23 protein-coding genes and 1 riboswitch are annotated in these 21,432 nt (G+C 44.7%); of the genes, 5 read left to right on the top strand and 18 right to left on the bottom strand.

The features are described from left to right. Positions 1-65: 65 nt before the first annotated feature. The 5 genes from QH73_RS14210 to QH73_RS14190 form a co-directional block, all read right to left on the bottom strand. Positions 66-731, bottom strand: coding sequence for an SDR family oxidoreductase (locus QH73_RS14210; protein WP_039714459.1), 666 nt, complete (start codon positions 729-731; stop codon positions 66-68). Between the two features lie 114 nt (positions 732-845). Further along, positions 846-1,901, bottom strand: a complete 1,056-nt coding sequence (locus QH73_RS14205; protein WP_039713274.1) for an NHL repeat-containing protein — start codon at positions 1,899-1,901, stop codon at positions 846-848. Between the two features lie 86 nt (positions 1,902-1,987). Next, entirely contained in the window at positions 1,988-3,388 is a 1,401-nt protein-coding gene (locus QH73_RS14200; protein WP_201278143.1) for a nucleobase:cation symporter-2 family protein, read from the bottom strand. A 99-nt stretch (positions 3,389-3,487) separates the two neighbouring features. Then, entirely contained in the window at positions 3,488-4,648 is a 1,161-nt protein-coding gene (hpxO, locus tag QH73_RS14195; protein WP_039713276.1) for an FAD-dependent urate hydroxylase HpxO, read from the bottom strand. 156 nt (positions 4,649-4,804) lie between these two features. Beyond that, positions 4,805-6,256, bottom strand: a complete 1,452-nt coding sequence (locus tag QH73_RS14190; RefSeq protein ID WP_039713277.1) for a uracil-xanthine permease family protein — start codon at positions 6,254-6,256, stop codon at positions 4,805-4,807. An 899-nt stretch (positions 6,257-7,155) separates the two neighbouring features. Between QH73_RS14190 and QH73_RS14185 the strand changes: the two genes are divergently transcribed. Continuing rightward, positions 7,156-7,431, top strand: coding sequence for a hypothetical protein (locus QH73_RS14185; RefSeq protein WP_052289735.1), 276 nt, complete (start codon positions 7,156-7,158; stop codon positions 7,429-7,431). 326 nt (positions 7,432-7,757) lie between these two features. Next, positions 7,758-9,485, top strand: a complete 1,728-nt coding sequence (locus QH73_RS14180) for an iron uptake porin (protein WP_039713279.1) — start codon at positions 7,758-7,760, stop codon at positions 9,483-9,485. A gap of 38 nt (positions 9,486-9,523) precedes the next feature. Here QH73_RS14180 and uraD read toward each other — a convergent pair whose 3' ends face one another. Then, on the bottom strand, positions 9,524-10,060 hold the full coding sequence (gene uraD, locus QH73_RS14175; protein WP_201278142.1) for a 2-oxo-4-hydroxy-4-carboxy-5-ureidoimidazoline decarboxylase: 537 nt from the start codon (positions 10,058-10,060) through the stop codon (positions 9,524-9,526). A gap of 112 nt (positions 10,061-10,172) precedes the next feature. After that, positions 10,173-10,532, bottom strand: coding sequence for a hydroxyisourate hydrolase (gene uraH / locus QH73_RS14170; protein WP_039713281.1), 360 nt, complete (start codon positions 10,530-10,532; stop codon positions 10,173-10,175). Positions 10,533-10,824: 292 nt separating this feature from the next. After that, positions 10,825-10,904, top strand: a riboswitch (Glutamine riboswitch). A 39-nt stretch (positions 10,905-10,943) separates the two neighbouring features. Between uraH and QH73_RS14165 the strand changes: the two genes are divergently transcribed. After that, positions 10,944-11,258, top strand: a complete 315-nt coding sequence (locus tag QH73_RS14165) for a hypothetical protein (RefSeq protein ID WP_132867036.1) — start codon at positions 10,944-10,946, stop codon at positions 11,256-11,258. A gap of 38 nt (positions 11,259-11,296) precedes the next feature. On the opposite strand, the gene QH73_RS14160 is transcribed toward QH73_RS14165, so the two are convergent. Together QH73_RS14160 and QH73_RS14155 are read right to left on the bottom strand one after the other, a co-directional pair. Then, the gene (locus QH73_RS14160) at positions 11,297-11,794 is read right to left on the bottom strand and encodes an AAA family ATPase (RefSeq protein ID WP_039714460.1); all 498 of its coding nucleotides are present in this window, start codon (positions 11,792-11,794) and stop codon (positions 11,297-11,299) included. A 105-nt stretch (positions 11,795-11,899) separates the two neighbouring features. Further along, complete coding sequence (locus tag QH73_RS14155; protein WP_039714461.1) at positions 11,900-13,201, bottom strand: glucose-1-phosphate adenylyltransferase; 1,302 nt, start codon at positions 13,199-13,201, stop codon at positions 11,900-11,902. Positions 13,202-13,414: 213 nt separating this feature from the next. Here QH73_RS14155 and QH73_RS14150 point away from each other — a divergent pair, with 213 nt between their 5' ends. Then, entirely contained in the window at positions 13,415-13,561 is a 147-nt protein-coding gene (locus QH73_RS14150; RefSeq protein ID WP_165587699.1) for a hypothetical protein, read from the top strand. Between the two features lie 92 nt (positions 13,562-13,653). Next, complete coding sequence (locus QH73_RS14145) at positions 13,654-15,105, top strand: glycoside hydrolase family 13 protein (protein ID WP_039713282.1); 1,452 nt, start codon at positions 13,654-13,656, stop codon at positions 15,103-15,105. Positions 15,106-15,157: 52 nt separating this feature from the next. On the opposite strand, the gene QH73_RS14140 is transcribed toward QH73_RS14145, so the two are convergent. The 9 genes from QH73_RS14140 to QH73_RS14100 form a co-directional block, all read right to left on the bottom strand. Then, complete coding sequence (locus QH73_RS14140) at positions 15,158-15,763, bottom strand: exopolysaccharide biosynthesis protein (RefSeq protein ID WP_039713283.1); 606 nt, start codon at positions 15,761-15,763, stop codon at positions 15,158-15,160. A gap of 109 nt (positions 15,764-15,872) precedes the next feature. Further along, positions 15,873-16,829 carry a lipid kinase gene (locus QH73_RS14135; RefSeq protein ID WP_052289736.1) on the bottom strand — a complete coding sequence of 319 codons (957 nt, stop codon included), beginning with the start codon at positions 16,827-16,829 and terminating at the stop codon, positions 15,873-15,875. Positions 16,830-17,161: 332 nt separating this feature from the next. Then, entirely contained in the window at positions 17,162-17,821 is a 660-nt protein-coding gene (locus QH73_RS14130) for a Na(+)/H(+) antiporter subunit B (RefSeq protein WP_039713284.1), read from the bottom strand. Then, positions 17,818-18,396, bottom strand: a complete 579-nt coding sequence (locus QH73_RS14125; protein ID WP_039713285.1) for a DUF4040 domain-containing protein — start codon at positions 18,394-18,396, stop codon at positions 17,818-17,820. Before QH73_RS14125 ends, QH73_RS14130 begins: the two co-directional genes overlap by 4 nt. Next, positions 18,389-18,673, bottom strand: coding sequence for a monovalent cation/H(+) antiporter subunit G (locus QH73_RS14120; RefSeq protein ID WP_039713286.1), 285 nt, complete (start codon positions 18,671-18,673; stop codon positions 18,389-18,391). The genes QH73_RS14125 and QH73_RS14120 overlap by 8 nt, the downstream gene beginning before the upstream one ends. A 115-nt stretch (positions 18,674-18,788) precedes the next feature. Then, positions 18,789-19,049 carry a hypothetical protein gene (locus QH73_RS14115; RefSeq protein WP_039713287.1) on the bottom strand — a complete coding sequence of 87 codons (261 nt, stop codon included), beginning with the start codon at positions 19,047-19,049 and terminating at the stop codon, positions 18,789-18,791. Beyond that, positions 19,046-19,438, bottom strand: coding sequence for a Na+/H+ antiporter subunit E (locus QH73_RS14110; RefSeq protein ID WP_039713288.1), 393 nt, complete (start codon positions 19,436-19,438; stop codon positions 19,046-19,048). The genes QH73_RS14115 and QH73_RS14110 overlap by 4 nt, the downstream gene beginning before the upstream one ends. Further along, positions 19,417-20,862, bottom strand: coding sequence for a cation:proton antiporter (locus QH73_RS14105; protein WP_039713289.1), 1,446 nt, complete (start codon positions 20,860-20,862; stop codon positions 19,417-19,419). The genes QH73_RS14110 and QH73_RS14105 overlap by 22 nt, the downstream gene beginning before the upstream one ends. Further along, positions 20,859-21,194 carry a cation:proton antiporter subunit C gene (locus QH73_RS14100; RefSeq protein WP_039714463.1) on the bottom strand — a complete coding sequence of 112 codons (336 nt, stop codon included), beginning with the start codon at positions 21,192-21,194 and terminating at the stop codon, positions 20,859-20,861. Before QH73_RS14100 ends, QH73_RS14105 begins: the two co-directional genes overlap by 4 nt. Between the last annotated feature and the right edge of the window lie 238 nt (positions 21,195-21,432).

Raw genomic sequence — 21,432 nt, 5'->3', positions numbered from 1 at the left:
AATCAAGAGTCTTCCCAGAGATATACTTTCCCTTTTTGACTTTTGACTTTTAACTTTTGACTTGCTTACCAAGGCAAAACTTCGCCATTGCTGTGCCAAAAAGTCCCCGTATTATCTAATGACAATTCATTAATTCGGGCTAGCAATCCTTGCACTGAGACTTCCGGGGTAATGCCAGAGGCACTAAAGTTTGTCATGCGGGTTTGGACTAACCCTGGATGGAGAATCGCCACGGCAATTCCCATCGGTTTGAGATCGTGCGCTAGAGATTTACCCGCCATCGATAATGCAGTTTTAGACATCCGGTAGCCGTAGGAACCGCCAGAAGTATTATCGCCGATCGAACCCATGCGGCTAGTCATCATCACGACTTTAGAACCCGCTTTGAGATGAGGTAGTAGTGTATGCGTCACACGCAAAGCACCGAGGGCGTTTACTTCAAATTGTCTTCGGATACTGTCAAAGTCCAGGTTTTCTAATGTGATGCGTTCTACGATCGCCGCATTGTTAATTAACACATCAATCGGCATTTGTTGCAGGCGATCGCGTAGTTGGGTGACAGATGCATCTGAGGTAATATCGATACCAGCTTCGATTTGTACGCCTAATTCTTTTAATTCATCCGACACATTACGACAAACCGCAATGACGTTTTCCCCTCGCGCTTGGAGTTGACGGCAGTATTCGTACCCAATCCCGCGATTTGCCCCCGTGATTAAATATGTTGCCATGTTGTTCTCCTCGTCATTCTGTCTTAGAAGCAATTCTTCTCGGTTGGGATGCATAGTTCTCGATCCCCCAACCCCCTTTTTAAGGGGGCTTTATTCCCCCCTTAAAAAGGGGGGTTAGGGGGGATCGAATCTTAACCAAGAAGTCTTGGTGGTCTTAGAAGACGGTAACGTAAAATGGCGGATGAAAAAGCGATCGGGAACGGCAGCTTCTTTTCCTGGGATGAGACGATGGCGAATACGCGATTCTGTCACCCAAATTTGCCGACCTGCTACAGTTAAATTCACGGGCGATTCCATTTTGTCCGCCAAAACTTCGATCGCTTTCGGTTTCGATGCAGGTGCAAGAATGTCACGAATGCGGAGCAGGCGACCGTTACCACTGGCGATCGCACCTTCTAAGACTAAGAGCGAACCGTCTGGAGCAAATACCATGCCATCAGGGTTTTCAATCGAGCGTTGCAGCGAAATTGCTGCTACTTGCGGTTTTCCTTGTGGTGATGGAGTCACTTTGAAGAGTCTGCCACCGGAAAACAGCCCCACAACTACGATGCCATTAGTTGCTCTAGCAATGCCAGCTAAACCGATTGGCTGAGAGCGCAATCGCTCATCTTCAGCCCAAACCTGAAGTTGCTTAGCTCCAGGCGCAAGATAGTGAATGCGAGGACGATTGCTATCGGTGAGGTAAACTCCACCCGTGGGGTCGATCGCCATATCATTACCGAAACCGCCATCTGGCATCAAAATCACCCGCAACACTTTACCAGTACGAATATCGAGTGCAAAGATCCGATGGGGACGGCGAGTGACTTTGCCATCAGCACCGCGCACGCCTAAAAAGTCTGATGATGCTCCCCACAAAATACCGCGTTGCTCGTCGAGCCGCAGACTATTAGCGGCAAATATTTCATGACTTCCAGGGAAGAGAGTTTCAATTCTACCATTTGGTCGAACTTGGAGAATTTTGCCGCTCGTGACTGAACCCACGTATAGCGTCCCATTGCTGGCGCGAGCAATCCCGTTTGGGTATTGAAACCCATTCGGTAAGCCAATGCGAGTTTCTTCGCGCGCTGGAGTTAAACTTGCAATAGTTAACTCAGGAGATGCGATCGCCCTGGTATTAGAAAGCAGCACAGCAGCGAGTGCAATTGTACGGAAAAGCGTTCTCAGCATAACCAAGCATCAGCAAGTCAAAAGTTAAAAGTTAAAAGTCAAAATAGCTGCTTTGATGCCAAGGTTGCAAGCTGTTTTGATGTCCTCTACTCTTGAGTATTGACTTTCTGCGGTAGTAGCCAGTTGAGTAACAATGCTGTCAGTCCCCCGGTGGAAGTAGCAGAAGAGAAAATGTTTTTCACTAAAGCAGGCTTATCGTCGAAAATTTCTGGTACGTAAACCACACCCAAACCTAAGACGAGAGAAACAGCAACAATTATCAGAGCGCGGCGATCCAATTTTACAGAAGTAATAATATCCATTCCCGCTACCGCGATCGCGCCAAACATCACCACGGTAGCACCGCCCAAAACAGGCTGAGGTAGCGATTGAAACAAGCCGCCAACAATTGGCAATAAGCCTAGTACAGCGAGAATTCCGGCAATGAAGAAGCCGACATAACGGCTACCTACCCCAGTCATTTGAATCACGCCATTATTCTGACTAAATGTGGTCACGGGAAAAGTATTAAATACTGCCGCAGTTACGCAATTAATTCCATCTCCCAAAATTCCGCCTTTGATCCGCCGCATATACAAACTACCTGAAACGGGTTGTTTGGTAATTGCCGAAGTAGCAGTCAAGTCACCAATTGTTTCAATTGAAGTGAGGATGTAGAGAAATATGAAAGGAATGAAAGAAGCAAAATCAAAACTCATACCGTAGCGCAAGGGTATCGGCACGCTAAGCAAAGGCAACTTACCAAAAATACTGAAATCTACTAGTCCTAAAAAGATTGAGATAATATAGCCTACTGCCAAACCAATTGCGATCGCCCCCATTCTTAAATAGCGATTGCTACTGACACTGAAGAAGACAATCACAGCAAGTACCAATCCCGATAATGCGAGATTCTGCACGCTGCCAAACGTACCATTCTTTTGTGCTGCCAAACCTCCCGCCATGCTAATAATTCCAGCTTTGATCAGACTCAGACCGATAATCATCACTACCGTACCGGAGACGATTGGCGAAATAATTTTCTGAGCTAGATGCAAAAAACGGCTGAAGATAATTTGCACGAATGCGCCAAAAAAGCAGACTCCAAAAATTCGTGCTAGCGCTGCTTGTGGTGTTCCGCCTGCTTGTACTACTGCCGTACCAATGCCAACAATCGAACCTAAAAAAGCGAAACTCGTTCCTTGCAAACTCAGCAATCCCGAACCAACTGGACCGAACCTTTTTACCTGAAGAAAGGTAGCAATACCGGAAACAAACAGCGACATACTGATGATGTAACTTGTTTCGGTCGGAGACAGACCCAAGGTAGTAGAAATAATCAGTGGTGGTGTAATAATGCCGACAAAGGCAGCCAGTACGTGTTGTAAAGCTACAAAAACTGCTTCACCGACAGGTGGGCGATCGTTTAAGCCGTAAATCAATTCCGCAGCAACTTCAGGTTGTGTTGCTTCTAACTGCTGGTCTTCTACAATCGTTTGTGATTCCATTATTTAGCTATCAGTTATCAGTTATCAGTTATCAGGGAGTAGTAAGTGGTGAGTCGTAAGAGATAAGAGATTTCTGATTTACGACTTACGATTTACGACTTAACGCAATGGTCCAGCTAAAATCACTTTAGCGATCGCGCCTCTGACATCTGCTGGTTCTTCTTCGGCAAGTTGCTGATACCATTTTTGGGTAATTTCTGGCTCTTTACCGTGAATCATTTCGGCGCGTTTGCGGGCTTTTTCAACTACTGCGCTAGTCCGTTCTTTCCGGTCTGCTTCGTAGCGTTTTAAGGCATATTCCATACTAATATTTGTTGTGAGCAGGTATTGAGTTAACACCAACCCATCTTCCATTGCTTGACAACCACCCTGTCCCAAATCTGGACAAGTAGCGTGTGCGGCATCTCCGAGTAAAGCAACTCTACCGCGCACCATTCGGTCAATTGGTCCCACGTCGTGAATTTCTAAACGATTTGTTTTGTATGGATCGAGACGCTGAATTAAATTTTGGACGGGTTGCGCCCAGCCTTGAAAATGTTCTGTCAATTCGGCGCGGTAATGTTCGGGACTGGAAACAGTACCTTTAGGCAAGGGAACATCAAAAAAGAAGTAGAAGCGATCGCCTGATACTGGCATCATTGAAGCCCGTTTGTGTTCGCCAACAAAAATTACCCAAGAATTTTTTGCGGCTAAATCTTCACTAGCGGGAACTAAACCGTTCCAGTTCACGTAATGACCGTACTTCGGTTGCACTTCTTGTCCCAAGACATACGTGCGCAGAAGCGATCGCACTCCATCTGCTGCTATAAGTAGATCGCCTGTAGTACGATGTCCGTTCTCAAAAATTGCCGTAACGCTATTCTCATCTTGTTCGACTGCAATACATTTATGTTCTAGCTTGACTTCGCCGGGATAAGCCTCCAAGAGCATTTGTTGCAAGTCAGTACGGGCGACTGGATAGGGACGCTGCCCGACTTCCTCAACTAAGGGACGCAGATCGATATCGTTTAATACATCCCCCTTGAGGGTAAGATACTGCATCCGATCCATCAAGCCGCCGATCGCTGCCATCTTTTCCCCTAACCCCAGGCGGTTGAGGACTTTTACACCATTCGACCACAATGAAATCCCCGCACCCGCCGGACGCAGTTCTTTTACTCTGTCATAAATCTCAACTTCATACCCTGCCTGACGCAGAGCGATACCTGCGGTTAAACCGCCAATTCCCGCACCGATGATGACAACCTTGAGGTTATACATTGTAACTTTGCCCCTGCGTAACTTGCCCCTATGTAACTTGCCTCTACGTAACTTGCCTCTACGTAACTTGCCTCTACGTAACTTGTCCCTACTCAGCGACCAAAACAATTCAAAATTTTGAATTTTGAATTTTGAATTTTAACTTTTGAATTTTGCTCATGCTTCTAACTCTGCAAGTTCGTCAGCATTAGTATCGTCCTGCTCGGTAGCTCCTGCTTTTTGGTCATATGGTAACAACCAATTTAATAAGATAGCCGTCAGTCCACCAGCAGAAATTCCAGAAGAGAGAACGTTTTTAATTGCTAGTGGTAATGCATCAACAATTTCCGGCGTATAAGTCACCCCTAACCCCATTGCCAAGGATGTACCGACAATTACCATCGCACGGCGATCGAGTTCTACTGACGAAAGAATGTTAATTCCTGCAACTACAATTGAGCCGAACATGATAATTGTGGAACCACCCAAAACAGCTTGCGGTAGAGTTTGAAAGATACCACCGACAATTGGAAATAGACCTAAAAGGGCAAGAATTGCCGCAATGTAGTAGCCAATATACCGACTGCCCACACCCGTAATTTGAATCACGCCATTATTCTGACTGAATGTCGTGTTGGGGAATGTATTGAATAATGCCGCAATCAGAGAATTTACACCATCTCCTAAAATTCCTCCTTTGATGCGCCGCATGTAAGTCGCCCCTTTAATTGGCTCTCCAGATACCGCTGATGTGGCTGTGAGGTCGCCAATTGATTCTACTGTGGTGATGATATAGAGCAGAATGAACGGCACGAAAGCAGCAAAGTCAAAGCTCAGTCCGTAACGGAATGGAATTGGCAAGGCGATTAACGGCAAATTTCCCAAACCGCTAAAGTTAACCATGCCTAACACGCTAGCCGCAGCGTAACCGACTAACAGTCCAATGACGACTGAAGCCATCCTCAGCATTGGTTTCTGGCTCACGTTTAGCAAGATGATGGTTAGCAGCACCAATGCAGCAACACCTATATTTTGCAGACTACCGAAGGTTCCGTTCTTTTGCGCTACTACCCCTCCACCCATACTGATAATTCCGGTTTTGATCAGGGTTAAACCGATAACGCAAACGATTGTACCCGTGACGAGAGGGGAAATAATTTTTCTGACTAGGTGTAAGAAGCGGCTCAAGAAAATCTCAATAAATGCTCCAAAAAAACACAAGCCAAAAATTAAGCTCAGCGCTCTTTCTGGCGTTCCTCCGGCTGCGACTACTGCTGTTCCTGCGGAGATAATTGGCACTAAAAAAGAGAAGCTAGTTCCCTGAATGCTGAGCAATCCCGAACCAATAGGTCCAATTCTTTTTGCTTGAATAAATGTCGAGACTCCCGAAATAAACAGTGACATACTGACAACGTAGCTAGTGTCAGTTGGGTTCAGCTTCAAAGCGTTAGCAATCAACAGTGGGGGCGTAATAATACCGACAAAGATTGCTAAGACATGCTGCATAGCTGCTAGCACTGCTTCCACAAATGGAGGCTTATCGTTCAGTCCATAGATTAGCTTGTTAACAGGGGTTACGGCGTTGCGCTCCTTAGTTGGCGAAGTCGATTCAACACTTATTTTTGTCATTAGAATTCCTCAAATTCAGCGCTTATTTGTGAGGTTTATAAAACTATTTTCATTATTGTCATGCAAGAGCGATCGCCTCTTAATTTCCCAACAATCGCCTGCTGGAGTTCAGTTGATTTTTACTACTAAATTGTCATTAAATCTCAGAGGGTTGAGATTGTTTTGCATCATTTAATACAATTTACTATGGTTTTTCTTTCCTCTCTTGACTTGCTAACTCGAAATATTTAGCAATCGAAAATACAAATTATCTCCAACTTCAATATTCTGTATTTTGAGATACAAAATATCGATTCCAAAAAACGCTCGTTGTCGATTGGTCGCTGTCTAAAATTTGTTAAATTACTTCTAGAATTGTCGCGTAGTCAGGAAATTGCAGGCATCGAGCATTGCCGTCTAAACCTAAACTCGATAGATATGGTATACAGTATACTAAATCTTCTAACAACACAAGCCTGTTGCGGATCTGAAATATTAAGTGGTGCGATCGAAGCGTGATGAATACGGTTGATTATTTGGACAACTGCTCAAATAATATTGCCATTTGAGAAAAACAGCTGAGTTGAGCATTAGCTAGTTGGAAGAGTAGAAAATCGTGCCATATTTCAAACTAGCATTTTTGACTAAAATTCTTTCCCAGAATGGTTTTGAGCTAGCTGAATACAGCTTTTATCTCTGCTCTCTCTTTGAGCAGAGAGCCGACAGAGCAAAAATGTTTCTAAAAACAGATATGTAATAAGAGTTCATCATGTTATATAATAAAAATGTATCTTAAGGCACGGAAAAAGATTCGGACATACGCTTACAGACCGGACAACTGTAACTTGGGTAATTGTCAAGCGTTGTGGTGACAGGTTTAGAAGTGCCTCCTGCAATGACTTTAATTGAGGAGGACGATTGTGAAAACTCTCAGCCAAACAAGCAACTCTCAGTGGGAAAACTACCAACAATTAGAACTCATTCCTAGCCGAATTCCTAATCCAGATGGTAAAGCTTCTACATTTAAGTTTGGATTGGACTTTGCTTGGCGAGTACTGATTTCCTTACTTGTCGATGAATTAGTCGATCGCGAACAACAAGTAGAGTATATTGAACGGTGCTGGGCTAACAAGGAATTCGAGCAACCAGATAATTCCACCAGTTCGCTGCAAAAACTTTGGCTGCTGATGAATTAACATCTGCAAGTGTCTGCCAAATGAAATTTTTTGAGTTAGCAATTCTGGAATAACAATTGCGTCTAGATTGAAAGTTCGTACTGCGATCTAGACTTTTTTGTAGTTGGAATTACAATTTTTTCACTCAAGTTCCACTAGCGTATACAGTATGCTTACAACCCGATAAGGTCTTGAAAGCTAAAAGTAAGGATGTGTACTAGGCATTGGAGCGAGTCTAATTCTAGAGTGCGATCGCCACTCTCAAGCTATTTTTTTTCAATTTTAATTGTGGTCATAGCAAGACAGGATACTATCTGTCATTGCTAAGTTTGTGTGTGTGAGGAGTTATGAATTCAGCTTGTGTTTGTCAAGTCAAAGCGACAGCTAAAATTTCATTATGGGTGAATTTATTAGTAGTAGGTCTTTCAATTGGCGTGCTACCAGTAGAGGCAAATGAGAATAATTTAGAATTATCTCAGACCGATACAGATACAATGGCACAAGTCACATCTGTATCTCAGCTTTCAGACGTACAGCCTACAGATTGGGCATTTCAAGCATTACAATCTTTAGTAGAAAGATACGGTTGCATTGCTGGCTATCCCGATGGAACTTATCGCGGTAATCGCGCTTTAACTAGATATGAATTTGCGGCTGGGTTGAGTGCTTGTTTAGACAGAGTTAACGAGCTGATTGCTACAGCCAGCGCCGATGTAGACAAACAGGACTTAGACACTTTGCAAGCTCTGCAAGCAGAATTTGCGGCAGAAATTGCTACTATGCGCCGTCGCGTCGATGCTTTGGAAACACAAACAGCAGAATTAGAAGCAAATCAATTTTCCACGACGACAAAACTCACTGCTAATATTTTCCTCAACGTGACTGGAGCTTTTGCTGATGAAGATATAACGGCAGAGGGAACCAGTGTTTTTGTTCCGGCGCGGGGAGCCGATGGTAGACCTGTACGCCGGACGATTACTGACGACCCTAATGTTACCTTCAGTGACTACCTTTTCCTCAATTTCAATACTTCATTTACAGGTAAAGATAGCCTCGTCACTCAACTCGTAGCCGGGAATGGGAATTCTCCTGCAAATACATTTGCTTCCGCTGGTTTATTTAATACCTTTGGCGTACCTTACACGGATCAAAAAGGTGTCACGGGTGCGGATAATAATGTCGTCGTGCGCGAATTATTTTATAGTTTTCCTGTTGGGAAAAGTCTACAATTTACAGTTGGTCCTCGCGTTAACTGGTTTCGTCATTTTGATAATAACCGCTTCACTTTTTATTTAAACGGAGCAAGTAGCTACAACTCGATTGGTAGTACTTTACTCAATTCTGTCGATCGCGGTTCGGGAGCAGTCGTAGCCTGGGAAATTAACGACCAATTTAAGTTAACTACTGGTTATTTAGGCGAGAATACAGAATTTCTTTCCGGTTCTGCGTTCAATACTTCTAGTAATCCTAGCCAAGGTTTATTTAAACCAACTAATACAATTACAGCAGAATTAGCCTTTGCTCCTAGCAAAAATCTGAACTTGAGATTTCTCTACAACCGTTCCCATATTCAAGCAGTAAACGGACGAGTAGGTGGCGCAATTGGCGAACCGATTTATGGTTTTGTCGATGATGGGTTTGGCGGTTCAATTGAAGATGCCACAGCTGACACTTTGAACTTTAACTTTGACTGGTTAGTAACTCAAGGCATTGGTTTATTTGGACGTTATACCTATGCCAGCACTGATATTAAACCCACAACTGCCGGACGACCGGATGGAGAAGTTGACGTACAAGCAATTCAAGCAGGGTTAGCATTTCCCGATTTAGGTAAAGAAGGAGCGCTGTTAACATTTTCATATCTCAGACCATTTGCTGTTTTAGACGGTCGAAACTTTTTAGTTTCTGGTGGTGGCGATGGCGGCATACAATATGAGTTTGAGGCAACTTACTATTATCCAATTACGGATAATATTGCTCTGGTTCCTGCGTTTTATTTGATTGCCAATCCGAATAATTTCAGCGACAACCCTAATATTTATGTAGGGAATTTACGCGCTCAATTTAAGTTTTAAAAAATCAAACATTGGTAGGGGCGCACAGATGTGCGCCCCTACTGTGATACGATCGCGTCTAAACGAAATTTAGCGATTTGAAATATTTCTGCTAGTGCTTGGTTTCTTTCTATGTCACTAGAATTCTGCAACCGTTGTTCAAAAGTGTCGAGAATGCTATCTTTTGTGTGGTTTTTAACAGCAATAATAAACGGAAAATCAAACTTCTTTTTATAAGCGTGGTTTAGAGATAAAAAGCGATCGTATTCTTCAGGTGTAAGACGGTCTAATCCTACACCAGCCTGTTCTTGTACCGATGTCATCGCCATTTTTGCTTTACTACCTAAGTCAGGATGTGCCTGAATGAGTTCTATTTGTGCGTCTTGACTGGCAGTTCTGACAACATCTACCATTTTCTGATGTAACTGAGCTATATTTTGAAAAGGTCGCTCGTACCAAGCATGATAAGCGATCGCAGGTGTATCTTCAAACACCGCTCCCAAGGTTTTTACAAACTCATCTTGGCTCATTTGGTTCAGTTCTGCCAGAGATTTCATCATCAAGTTACCTAGAAAAGAATTGTCACGCAAAGACACATACGCGAAGCGTTCTCGAAAAGTATTCTTTGCGCCTTCGCGCGGACACTTTCCTCAACGGGGGGAACCCCCGCACGGAAGTGTCCTTGTCTTTGCGTGACCCAAATTAAGCTTAGCTACCTCGATACGTACTATAAGACCAAGGAGAAACGAGTAAGGGAACGTGATAGTGAGAATTAGGATCGGCGATTCCGAATTGTAGCGGTATGCGATCGAGAAAAGCTGGCTGAGGTAGGTTATCTATATGTTTGGTAAAATAATCACCGACTGAAAAGATGAGTTCGTAAACACCAGTTTTCAGTTCTTCATCAGCTAATAATGGTGCGTCTGTACGACCATCGTTATTCGTATGAATGGTTTTCAATAGTTGTCTTTTTCCGTCTGAGCTAATCGACCACAATTCAATTGTCATTTGTCTAGCGGGACAACCTTGAGCTGTGTCTAAGACATGAGTAGTAAGTTTGCCTGCCATAGTTATAAATATAAATATAAATTGCGATCGCGCCAACTACGTGTAACAGCTTGGCTATAAGAATATTAATTTTCACTCAGTTACATAATTTTGAATACTGTATACACTTCTCGCATTTTGTTCTGTGTAGATCGATACACGTTGCTCTTGAAAACAGAATAAATGTAGATAAATCTGAAAATGCGAAGAGTAATATCGTACTTATTTGCTATTGTGTCAAGTTTTCCTGACTATTTAGTCGATATTTCGACCGATTTGAAGAAGATTTAGTTACAATAGATACAGAAAACAAATCGTTCATCTCTCTAAAAAACACTCTTCATTAGATGCTGAGAGAGACGGAAGTAAGGAGATATCCAGAAGGAACGCACGCGAAGTTATTACCTGATTCCTTCAGGAGGCGAGATTGTAATGAATTATCACCAAAACATTCAAAAACTAGAACAAATTTACAACTACAAACCAGAACCGCAGCACAATCGACCAACTTGCAAATCGTGGTTGAAAAAGATATGGCGATCGCTCGTTACAGCTTTAAGTCAGAATGCAGAAATGCGAGTATGGAAAACCGAAGATAAAACAGGTCGTTTGTTGTGGAAGCTTTACGACCCGATAACAGGCGAAACGTTTGATTTTAACTCAGAGAATGAAGTTAGAACTTGGATTGAAGAATCATACAATCGTCCGCCAGTGGCAGAAAGATGCTTCCGACCCTTTTGCAGCTAGATAGGCGGTGGGAGCGCAGGCTGTGCGTTCCTACTACCCTAATTTGGTAAAGCGGCTGAAGTGCAAGCCGACAATCGACTGGAACGTAGCAAACAATCTAATCCTTCCGATAAACTCGGTGGAGCATCGCGCAGTTGACGATGCATTCGTAATATAACCTCTTCAGGCACTTGGCGATCGCGTCGTCGATTCCGCGCCAGACACAACCATACAGGAGTATCGACCCACAGTCCTACAATCTGCTCGAACCCCGCAGCACGGGCGTAAACGATAACTTCTCGCCGATGTCTGCGTTGGGCATTAGTCGCATCGTAAATTGCTGCACCGATCTCGCCGCGAGAGATTTGAATCGTAGCTTGGTGAAATTGTCGTTGCACCTCGCGCCAAACTAGCATCCACTCGCCCTGAATTATCTCATCACCGAATAGGCTTTTTCTAATTTTGTCAGTCGAGATGAGTTTTAGTTTTGGGTTTGCTACGACAAACTGTCGTGCCAACGTTGATTTCCCACTCCCTGGTAAACCAACGAGCAAAATGAGGGAGCGGGGAGTAGAGAGTAAACCCGCGTACGACTTATCTACTGCCCCCGAGCTTGCGGGGGTTGGGGGATCGTGCTTCCACTCACCACTCACCACTCACCACTAAATCACAGTTCCATCGGAAATCACGGCGTTTTTCAGCACGACTACGATGCCACTGCGGATATAGAAACCTTCGCTTTCTCGATCTGCTTCTTCGATCCGGTCTTTATTGATGATGCGGACATCACAACCGATCCGGGCATTTTTGTCAATAATTGCCCGCCGGATAATGGTGTTAGCACCAATTCCCAGGGGAACGTTCTCGATTTCGCCATCTGCACAGACTGTCTGTCTTTCTTCTATATGGGGATCGTAGAAATCTGCCCCCATGAGTAGCGCATCTTCTACAATTGAGCCAGCTTGGATGATCGATCGCACGCCCAAGACTGAATGATGTACGCGACAGTTTTTCAAAATACAACCGTCACCGACGATTGATTCTGTCACCTGACAATCCATCATTTTAGTAGGAGGCAAGTAACGAGCGCGAGTGTAAATGGGCGCTTCTTCCTCGTAGAAGCTAAAAGCCGGATAGGGTTGTTTTGTTAACGATAAGTTAGCATCGTAGAACGCCTCAATCGTTCCGATGTCTTCCCAGTAATCGTTAAATAAGTAAGCTTGAATGTTGTACTCTTTTGCACAAGCTGGCAGAATTTCCTTTCCGAAATCAGTTTGTTCTGGCGCTTCTTTCAGCAACTTGATTAAGACATCGCGCTTGAAAACATAAATTCCCATCGAAGCAATGTATGGTTTTTGCTTCGCCTCTTCTGGATCTAGCCCCAATACTGTAGTATCGACCTGCATGTTCAGCAGTGCATCACCTTTGGGTTTTTCGCTAAAGTCGATTACCCGTCCCGCACTGTCAATTTTCATCAAGCCAAAGTCAGAAGCGCGACGTTGTTCGATTGGGATGACGGAGAGAGTCACATCAGCACCAGTTTCGCGGTGACGCTCGACAAATTGGCGATAGTCCATGCGATAAAGGTGATCTCCCGATAAGATCAAATATTCGTCCACGTTCCACTCTTCCATCAACCAGAGATACTGACGCACTGCATCTGCCGTACCCTGGAACCAGTTAGTGCTGTACTGCGTTTGTTGAGCCGCCAGGACTTCTACAAAGCCTTCAGTAAAACCAGAAAAGGTGTATGCACGGGCGATGTGGCGATTGAGTGAAGCCGAGTTGAATTGTGTTAATACGTATATCTTGTAGATCTCTGAGTTAATACAATTACTGACAGGAATATCGATTAAGCGGTACTTCCCTGCTAATGGTACGGCTGGCTTAGCTCGCAGCTTAGTCAGCGGATAAAGACGAGTTCCGGCACCGCCACCGAGAATAATTCCTAGTACTTTTTTCACAAATTCCTCCCGACTGCCTTTCGTTCCCAAAATTAGTGTAGAGGACTAGGTGTAAAAGTTGTTAAGAATCTAGAGGCAGAAATTTGTCAGCACTACAAATAAAGAATTCCTGGGAGTCTGGGGCGATCGCATCAACTCGGCTTTGGCAGGCATAGAGTAGATGAGTAGCAGCGATCGCACTTCCCAAACCCCAAAATCATCGTAAAATTTGGTGTGGTGTTACCGCTAGTCGTAGTTTTCCCCATCTTTAGGGAGCGGGGAGCCGGGAGCAGGGAGCTGAGGGAGCTGAGGGAGCTGAGGGAGCTGAGGGAGAGAGCGATGACCAACTACCAACTACCAACTACCATTGACAACCGATAACGGTCAAAAAGCGATCGCGACATTCACCCCCTGGTTAGAGCCGCAGAATGGAGAGTATTTGTACCTTGTCAATGAAGGGCTAGAAAGTGACTATGGAGATTACCACCCCAGACTGGGTAAAACACGCTGTTTTCTATCAAATTTTTCCCGATCGCTTTGCTAAGAGTCAACAACCCCGCAAGCGGCTGTTAAAGAACGCTACTTGGGAAGAATGGGAAGAAATGCCCACTCTCCAAGGCTACAAGGGTGGCGATCTCTGGGGTGTGATGGAGCAATTAGATTATTTGCAAACATTAGGCATTAACGCCATCTACTTCACCCCGATCTTTCAATCTGCTAGCAATCACCGCTATCACACCCACGACTACTATCGAGTCGATCCGATGTTAGGCGGAGATGAAGCTTTTCAAGAATTGCTAGAAGCCTGTCACAGTCGCGATATTAAGGTGGTTTTGGATGGAGTATTCAATCATGCCAGTCGGGGCTTTTTCTTTTTTCACGACATTCTCGAAAATGGTTCCTACTCTCCTTGGGTAGATTGGTTCAAGATTGAAAAATGGCCCCTGTGTCCCTATGATGGCGATCGCCCCGCTAATTACGAAGGCTGGGCAGGAAATCGCGCTTTACCCGTGTTCAATCACGATCATCCAGAAGTGCGAGAATACATTATGGAGATTGCCGAATATTGGCTGAAATTCGGCATCGACGGCTGGCGGTTAGATGTGCCGTTTGAAATTAGAACACCTGGTTTTTGGCAAGAGTTTCGCGATCGCGTCAAAGCCATCAACCCCGATGCTTATATTGTTGGCGAAGTGTGGGAAGATTCGCGCGAGTGGCTGGACGGCACGCAATTTGACGGTGTGATGAATTACTTGTTTGCCGCACCGACAATCGCTTTTACGGCTGGCGATCGCGTGGATATGACACAAGTACAAGACCGTTCCTACTATCCCTATCCACCCTTGTTTGCGGCTGAATATGCCACAAAAATGCAAGAATTACTGCAATTGTATCCTTGGGAAATTCAGTTAACGCAGTTGAATTTACTCGCCAGCCACGACACGGCGAGGCTAATCTCTATTGCTGGGGGCGATCGCCCTAGTGTTGAACTTGCTACCCTATTGCTACTAACATTTCCTGGCGCTCCCAGCATCTACTATGGTGATGAAGTTGGTTTACCAGGCAAGATCGATCCAGACTCTCGACGCGGTTTTCCCCTCGAAGCCACTTGGGATCGGGAAATTCTCGAATACCACCGTCAATTGATCGCCTTACGCCATGAATTCCCGGCTTTGCGTACGGGAGATTATCAAGTGTTATACGCACAGGGTTTGGTCTATGTTTTTGCGAGAACTTTAGGCTCAGAAGAAATTGTCGTAGCTGTCAATGCTGGTACTGACTCGGCACAAGTTAACTTGGACACAAGTAAGTTGCGATCGCACCCCAGCAAGTTGTTATTCGGTAGTGCAGAAATCGAGTCGGTTGCCGATGGATCGCAGGTGAATTTGAATCTATCTCCAAGGACAGGTTGCATTTTGAAGTAAAAATTTCGCTCTAAAAATGTAGAGACGTTACATGTAATGTCTCTATATTTTTTCATTGAAATAAACTTGGTAATAGACTAGAACCTCGCCAGAAAGCATAAATTAAAAAGGCAAACACTAAAGTAATTAAAATAGTATATATGTAACTAACACACATCAATAATCCGTCATCTTCTAGCGTTGCTACTGCTAGTACTAAAATGCCAATCGTCGGAAAAGAGTTGGTCAGCGGAATTGGTAACATTAATAAAACAGCCAACCAAGCAATGCAAAGACCGTTAAACTGCCAAATATAAGGATTTCCCGCTATCTTTAACATGCGAGGACGAACGATTCTTTCTAGCAATCTGGTACACCTTTTCAAATTTTGTAACAATTGCTGAGCGAACCAACGAGGAAATTTGAATTGAGCGACTTTTTTCGGCAACCAAGGCGATCGCCTACCTAATGCCATTTGCAACGATAAAATTAAGCAGGCTGTTCCAGGTATGCCGGTGAAACCAGGCGGATGAGGAAATAAAAATGGTAATACAAGTAAGGCAATAACAAGGCTAAACCCTCGTTCTGAAGTTCCTGCCAAAATATCGCTTAAAGTTAAAGGTTGTTGAGATAGTTTTTCTAGTAAAGATTTAATATCTTGCGAAAATTTTAAATGCATGTTAACTAAGTCGTAATTCGTAATTCGTAAGTCGTAAGTTGGAAAGAAAAAACTCTACATTTGTCATTATCTCCTCACCCCCTCAGCTCTCTTCTATTCCCTTGTCCTCTTATCCTGAAAACCCCTTACTCCTCACTCCTCGCTCCTCTTCTGGTACTAAAACTGCTACGGCTTGGGGAATGACGCGAAATTCGGCAGGGGTGTAAGCGGTGATTTCTCCATCGGTATTAATGGGGCGGGGTTTTCTAGTCGAAATGCGGATTTTTTGACCGTGTAAGGTACGAACTCCAGGTAAAGCTGTATGCCTACCTTGACGCATTGCGGGTAATAAACGAATCATCTGCCACCAGTGACGCAATTCCAGACTGTATAAGTCTAGCCTGCGATCGTCGATCGCCGCATCGTGAGTGACTGCCATGCCACCACCGTAGTAGCGTCCGTTCCCAACAGCAATTTGTACGGTTTTGACTCGAATCGCATCTTGGTTATTTATCCGAATTTCAGCTCTGAAGGGTCGAGATTGCCAGAGAACCTGAATTGCTGCCATTGCATAGGCTAAAACTCCCCAACGACGTTTAGACTCTTTTGTTAGTTTTTGAGCAATTTGGACGCTCAGACCGAGGCTAGCAACGTTAAAAAAATGCTTGCCATTCACCCAACCTAAGTCAATCCAACGGACTTTTTGACTCGCAATAATCTCGCACGCTTCAGGTAGAGAATTGGGAATTTCTAACGTCCGAGCTAAGTCATTAGCCGTCCCTAAAGGTAATATTCCTAAAGGTAATCTCGTCTCGACTAAGGCATCTACTGCCGCGTTGAGCGTTCCATCTCCACCACCAATGATGACTAAGTCTACTTGATGGCGATAGTAACGGATAAGTTCGGGTAATTGCCGAGGATGTTCTATCGGCTTTTCTAATAACTCTAAATCTAACTGCTGTAACTGTTCTATGGCAGCAGCAATCCGCTGCTGTCCGTGACGGGCATGACGATTGACTAGCAGTAAGGCTCGCTGTTTCACGATCGCTTGCAGGTGAAGGTTGCTGCCATGCCTTTGAACGCGCATTGAAAGGCGATCGCGGGTAAGGCTTAATACTAATTTTATCTAAATTAAATCTTTTGATAAATTTATTTTGCTCCGTGACAAGTTAAAAGCAATTTAATTCACAATATCTGACATAAAAATGGTAGGGCAAGCATTGCCCACCCTACTATACTTCTGACTTCTTATAGATATATAAACACTTGAAAGATTTAGATGAAACTGCATTCATGCTAATTTTCGAGAGTCATGCCGTTGTCTGCTTTAGATAACTTGGCAAAATCTCTTGATTAACAAGATAAATCGATAGAATTAAGTACAGTAGGGTGCGTTATTAACGCACCCTACACAACTAGTCACAACAACCCGCGATAACGAATAAAAACTAATATAACCGCCCAAGAACCCAAGGCGACTTTGACTGCTACTAAAAAGTTGAGTATGGGGAGAACTCCACCACTGACAAGTGCGCCCATTTCTCCGTGCGGTAGTTCAAATCCAGACAGAGTTATCGCCGCTAGGACAACGAAAATCAGCACCGAAACTTTCTCCCATGTAGCAGCGTGCCAGCGCTTGTAAATACTTTGCATCTTCTCTGGTGATGAAGTGATTGCCACTAGACCGATCGCCGTTCCGCCCGCTACCCCAGCCGCAAAACCCCCACCTGGGCTGAGATGACCCCGAATCGCCAGTTCAATCCCCACCAAAGCTGCAATTGTCGCTCCTAATCGTGCCAGCACAATTGATGGTTGATCTATAAAACGATAGACTTTGGTGGATGGTTGTTCGTTCGCTAGCAAATAATGAGCGCCCATAATGGCGATCGTAAATACCACCACCTCAAAAATGGTGTCGTACAGCCGATTTCTAAAAATAATCCCTGAAACCGCATTGGGTACTCCACTATCTTGAACGACCGATTCGACAATTGACAGTGACAAGTCTGGTGCTGGATTGGACATGACAAGCATTTTGACAAATAGCGCTAGCCCAGCTGCAATATAGACCCATTTCATGAATGCTTCTCCTCTGACGCGCTGACATAGGTAAGGCTTGTTGCAGGTGATGAAAGTTCGGCTTGCATGATGTCATAGATCCGCCGCACTCTGGTGACGGTATGGTAGGGGTATTTTTCAGGATCGGGCGTTGTGCAATCTACGTCTTCGGGTCGCGTACAAGTTGCATGAACTTCTTTCTCCATCAGCGCTTGGTGCAAGTCCTGTCGATCTTTGTATGTCACTAACTCAAGTCGCATGTGACGTTTGCCCAAAATTGCCCGTAAGTCATCTAGCAGTTGCCCATAATGGCGATCGCCTTCGCTATCCGTCGCGATCGCTCCTTCTGCAAGTACGCCCAGACGCATCACCATTGACGATCGCACCGCCACTGCATAGAGAGTAATTGCTAGCATCGTACCGACTAATGCTTCGGTCAAAGACACATCCGCCGCCCCCAAAACTGCATAGACCATTGCTGCCACAGCTCCCAAAATGCCACGAATCACTAGGGCATGATATGGATTGACTTGAAACACTACCATCGACGCGGACAGCGGAAGCAGAGCAACTATGACGTAGATATAGCTATCCATCGTTGCTCCCCCCACTCGTGGAACAGTATGCCAACACGTAACCCAGTACTGTATTCCAAATCGCTAGGGAAATAATGGCAAGGATCAGTAACGGTGATTCGTTGGGTCGTTGCAGCAGCAGCCCAATGATGATACTCATCGATCCGAGCGTATCTGCAACCGAAAGACCGTGCAGCTTAAATAATAGCGATCGCTTGCCTAGCAGGGGGAAAGTTCCCCAAAACCAGAAAAAGATTCCTATTCCTATGCAGATGTAACTCAATAAGTCGATCGCCATAAATTGCTCCACATTTAGTTTGCCTACAGGCAACAGTCAAAAGCCTTACCTGAACTACATTTTGACTTTTAACTTTTGACTTTTAACTTTTGACTTTTAACTTTTGACTTGCTTGTCACCCATTTAAGACATCGCTCATTCGTTTAATAACTTGTGCCAGCAGCATGAGTGAAGCATTCCCTACACTCAGAATAATTACCCCGACAACACCAATCCACCAATCATCTCGTAAGACCGATACGACCAGAATCATGACCGATGTTTTGGTGGCGATACTGGCAAACGCCAACATTGTCTGCCAAATATTTTCATCCCTACATGCCACGTAGAAAGGGATGAGCAGCGCCAGAATCATTGCAATTAATACCAGGTTCATGTCTTCCTCCGTCGAACCCGATGAACTTCGTACCAGCCATCTTCGCGGTATTTCAAAACAATTGTCTTTGGTGTAAAAGTAATCAAGAAAATATCTAGAAATATCAAACCGGGTGTTCGTCGCGGTGGCACTCGTTCCAGGGTGACTTCTTCTTCGTTATGCGGGCGGAAGATAATTTCAAATGCCTCAATATACGCCTGTGGAATTGCCAAGATAATCTTCCCCAGCGCCCGCAGCCAATCCTTTAATGCTGCTCGCGATTTGGGGCTTCCTGGCAACAGGAGGGCAACGGCAACGCCGATGATGATATTTGCCACACTAAAATTGGCAGTGAGCAAAAACCAGATAGCCAGTCGCAATATTAGGTTTAGATAACCGATCGTGTCCATACCATCCAGAAAAGCAGGATTAACATCAAACTCATTACACCGATGAGATGCTCGAATTGTTCGAGCATACGCGGTAGCTTGAGGACTGAGCGTCGAAAGACCAAAAAGTACGCCAACCAGCCAATACCGACGATCGCCAGTGGTTTCGCGATATTCTCAAGGGTATACGCCTCGTAGTACGCGACATTTGCCACAATCAACCCACCAATTAGAAGTATGACTGCCGACCAGAAACCGGGTGATACGTTCTCTCCTCCCTCTCTTTTCTGATGCGGCAAAAAAATAAATTTAGCAAACGAGATCGCTGTCCCTACAGCCGCAACGTTCATGGCGATCGTTTGCCAGGGCAGCAAATTTTTCGTTGTCAACACCTTCGCCCCAAAGCCAGACAGCATGGGAAAGCCGGAAATTGAGAAGCTAGCCATAACTAGGGCAATCCAGATTGAGGTAGCGATCGGCTGATGTTGCAGTTCCTTAAAGTTTCGGCTGGGTAAAACACCCGCGATGAGAAACAGTGCCGATTTGACCAACCCGTGTGTCAAGGCATAAAAGCCACCAACTCCAGGCGCAGCCAAAATAAAGCCTAGCTGTGAAACCGTATGAAATGCCAGCATCCGCTTAGTGTCCTTTTCAAAAACTGCATAGAACACTCCTAGAAGCGCCGTTCCCACTCCAAAGAATCTGACGATTGGATCGACCTCCTCCAACGTCAGCGCACAACGCACTAGCGGATAGACACCCGCTTTGACCACAATTCCCGACAGCATAGCCGATACTGGCGTTTCCGATTCGGAGTGAGTTAACGGCAACCACAATCCAGATACAAAAACTCCCCCTTTTACCAAAAGCCCTAAAAAGATCAGGGCAAGCGCCTCGGGAGGTGCGCCGCGCAATCCGGCAAAAGCGAACGAATGATGTGCTTTATAGACAAGCACCGCGCCAACTAGATAAAACAGCATTGCCACGTTGCTGACAAATAGATAGCGCAAGCCAACCCAAATCGAGCGATCGCTGCGAGGATAAGCAATTAAGAGAAACGCTGCAATTCCGCTGACTTCCAGTGCCACGTATAAACTAATAAAATCCACACAGACAAACGCAGCATTGACGCTGCCATGCAGAATGATAGTCTGGGCGTAAAAAAAAGCTGTCTTGCCACTGCGCCAACAGTAGAGGATGACTGCTGCCGTTACCAGCGCATTTGTCAAGATAAAGTAGCCGCTTAATTGGTCGATCGCTAACGTCACGCCGAAATTATCGAGTAAATTCAGTGTCAGTGGAGGCTCGATAAATAACAACAACGCATATCCGGCAGAAGCACAAGCCATGCCCAATGCAAGATACCGATCGAGTTTGGGGATGAGAGAAGCGACAAACCCCACAAAAAACGGTAGGGCAATCCAGGCGATCGAAATGGTATTCATGGCGTGTTACTCTTCTCGATCTCGCTACTTTCTAAAGTCGGATTATCTCGCGACAACTTCATCACGCCAACTAGCATCACAGCTTGAATCGAAAAGCCAATGACGATCGCCGTCAATATCACTGCCTGGGGAACCGGATCGGAGTAAGCGATATTTTTGGTATCTGAAATAATTGGTACAAATACACCATCTCGCGATGCAATGACCACGTAATAGGAGATCACCCCCGTACTCATAACATCCATCGAGACGATCTTCATCACCAGATTCTTTTTAAAGATGATGCCGAAAAATCCGCACAATATTGTTGCTAATACACACGCTTCTAACACGAGAATTGCCTGTTGAAGTAATGGTCGGTCGTAAGTTGTCATTCGTCAGTCGTCATTTGTCAGTCGTCATTTGTCATTTGTCAAAGTGTAGTTAGCGCGGCACGCTCCGAGAAATGACATTTTCTCAATTAACATTAGAACTGCAATACCACTTTTTTTTGACTTTTGACTTTTGACTTTTGACTTTTGACGGCTAATTGCTGCTACAGCGATTTGCTTGAAGCAAAGCTATTCCGCA

The sequence above is a fragment of the Scytonema millei VB511283 genome, from assembly GCF_000817735.3.
GTDB classification, from domain to species: Bacteria; Cyanobacteriota; Cyanobacteriia; order Cyanobacteriales; family Chroococcidiopsidaceae; genus Chroococcidiopsis; species Chroococcidiopsis millei_B.
This window is presented reverse-complemented; position numbering and strand designations above follow the sequence as displayed.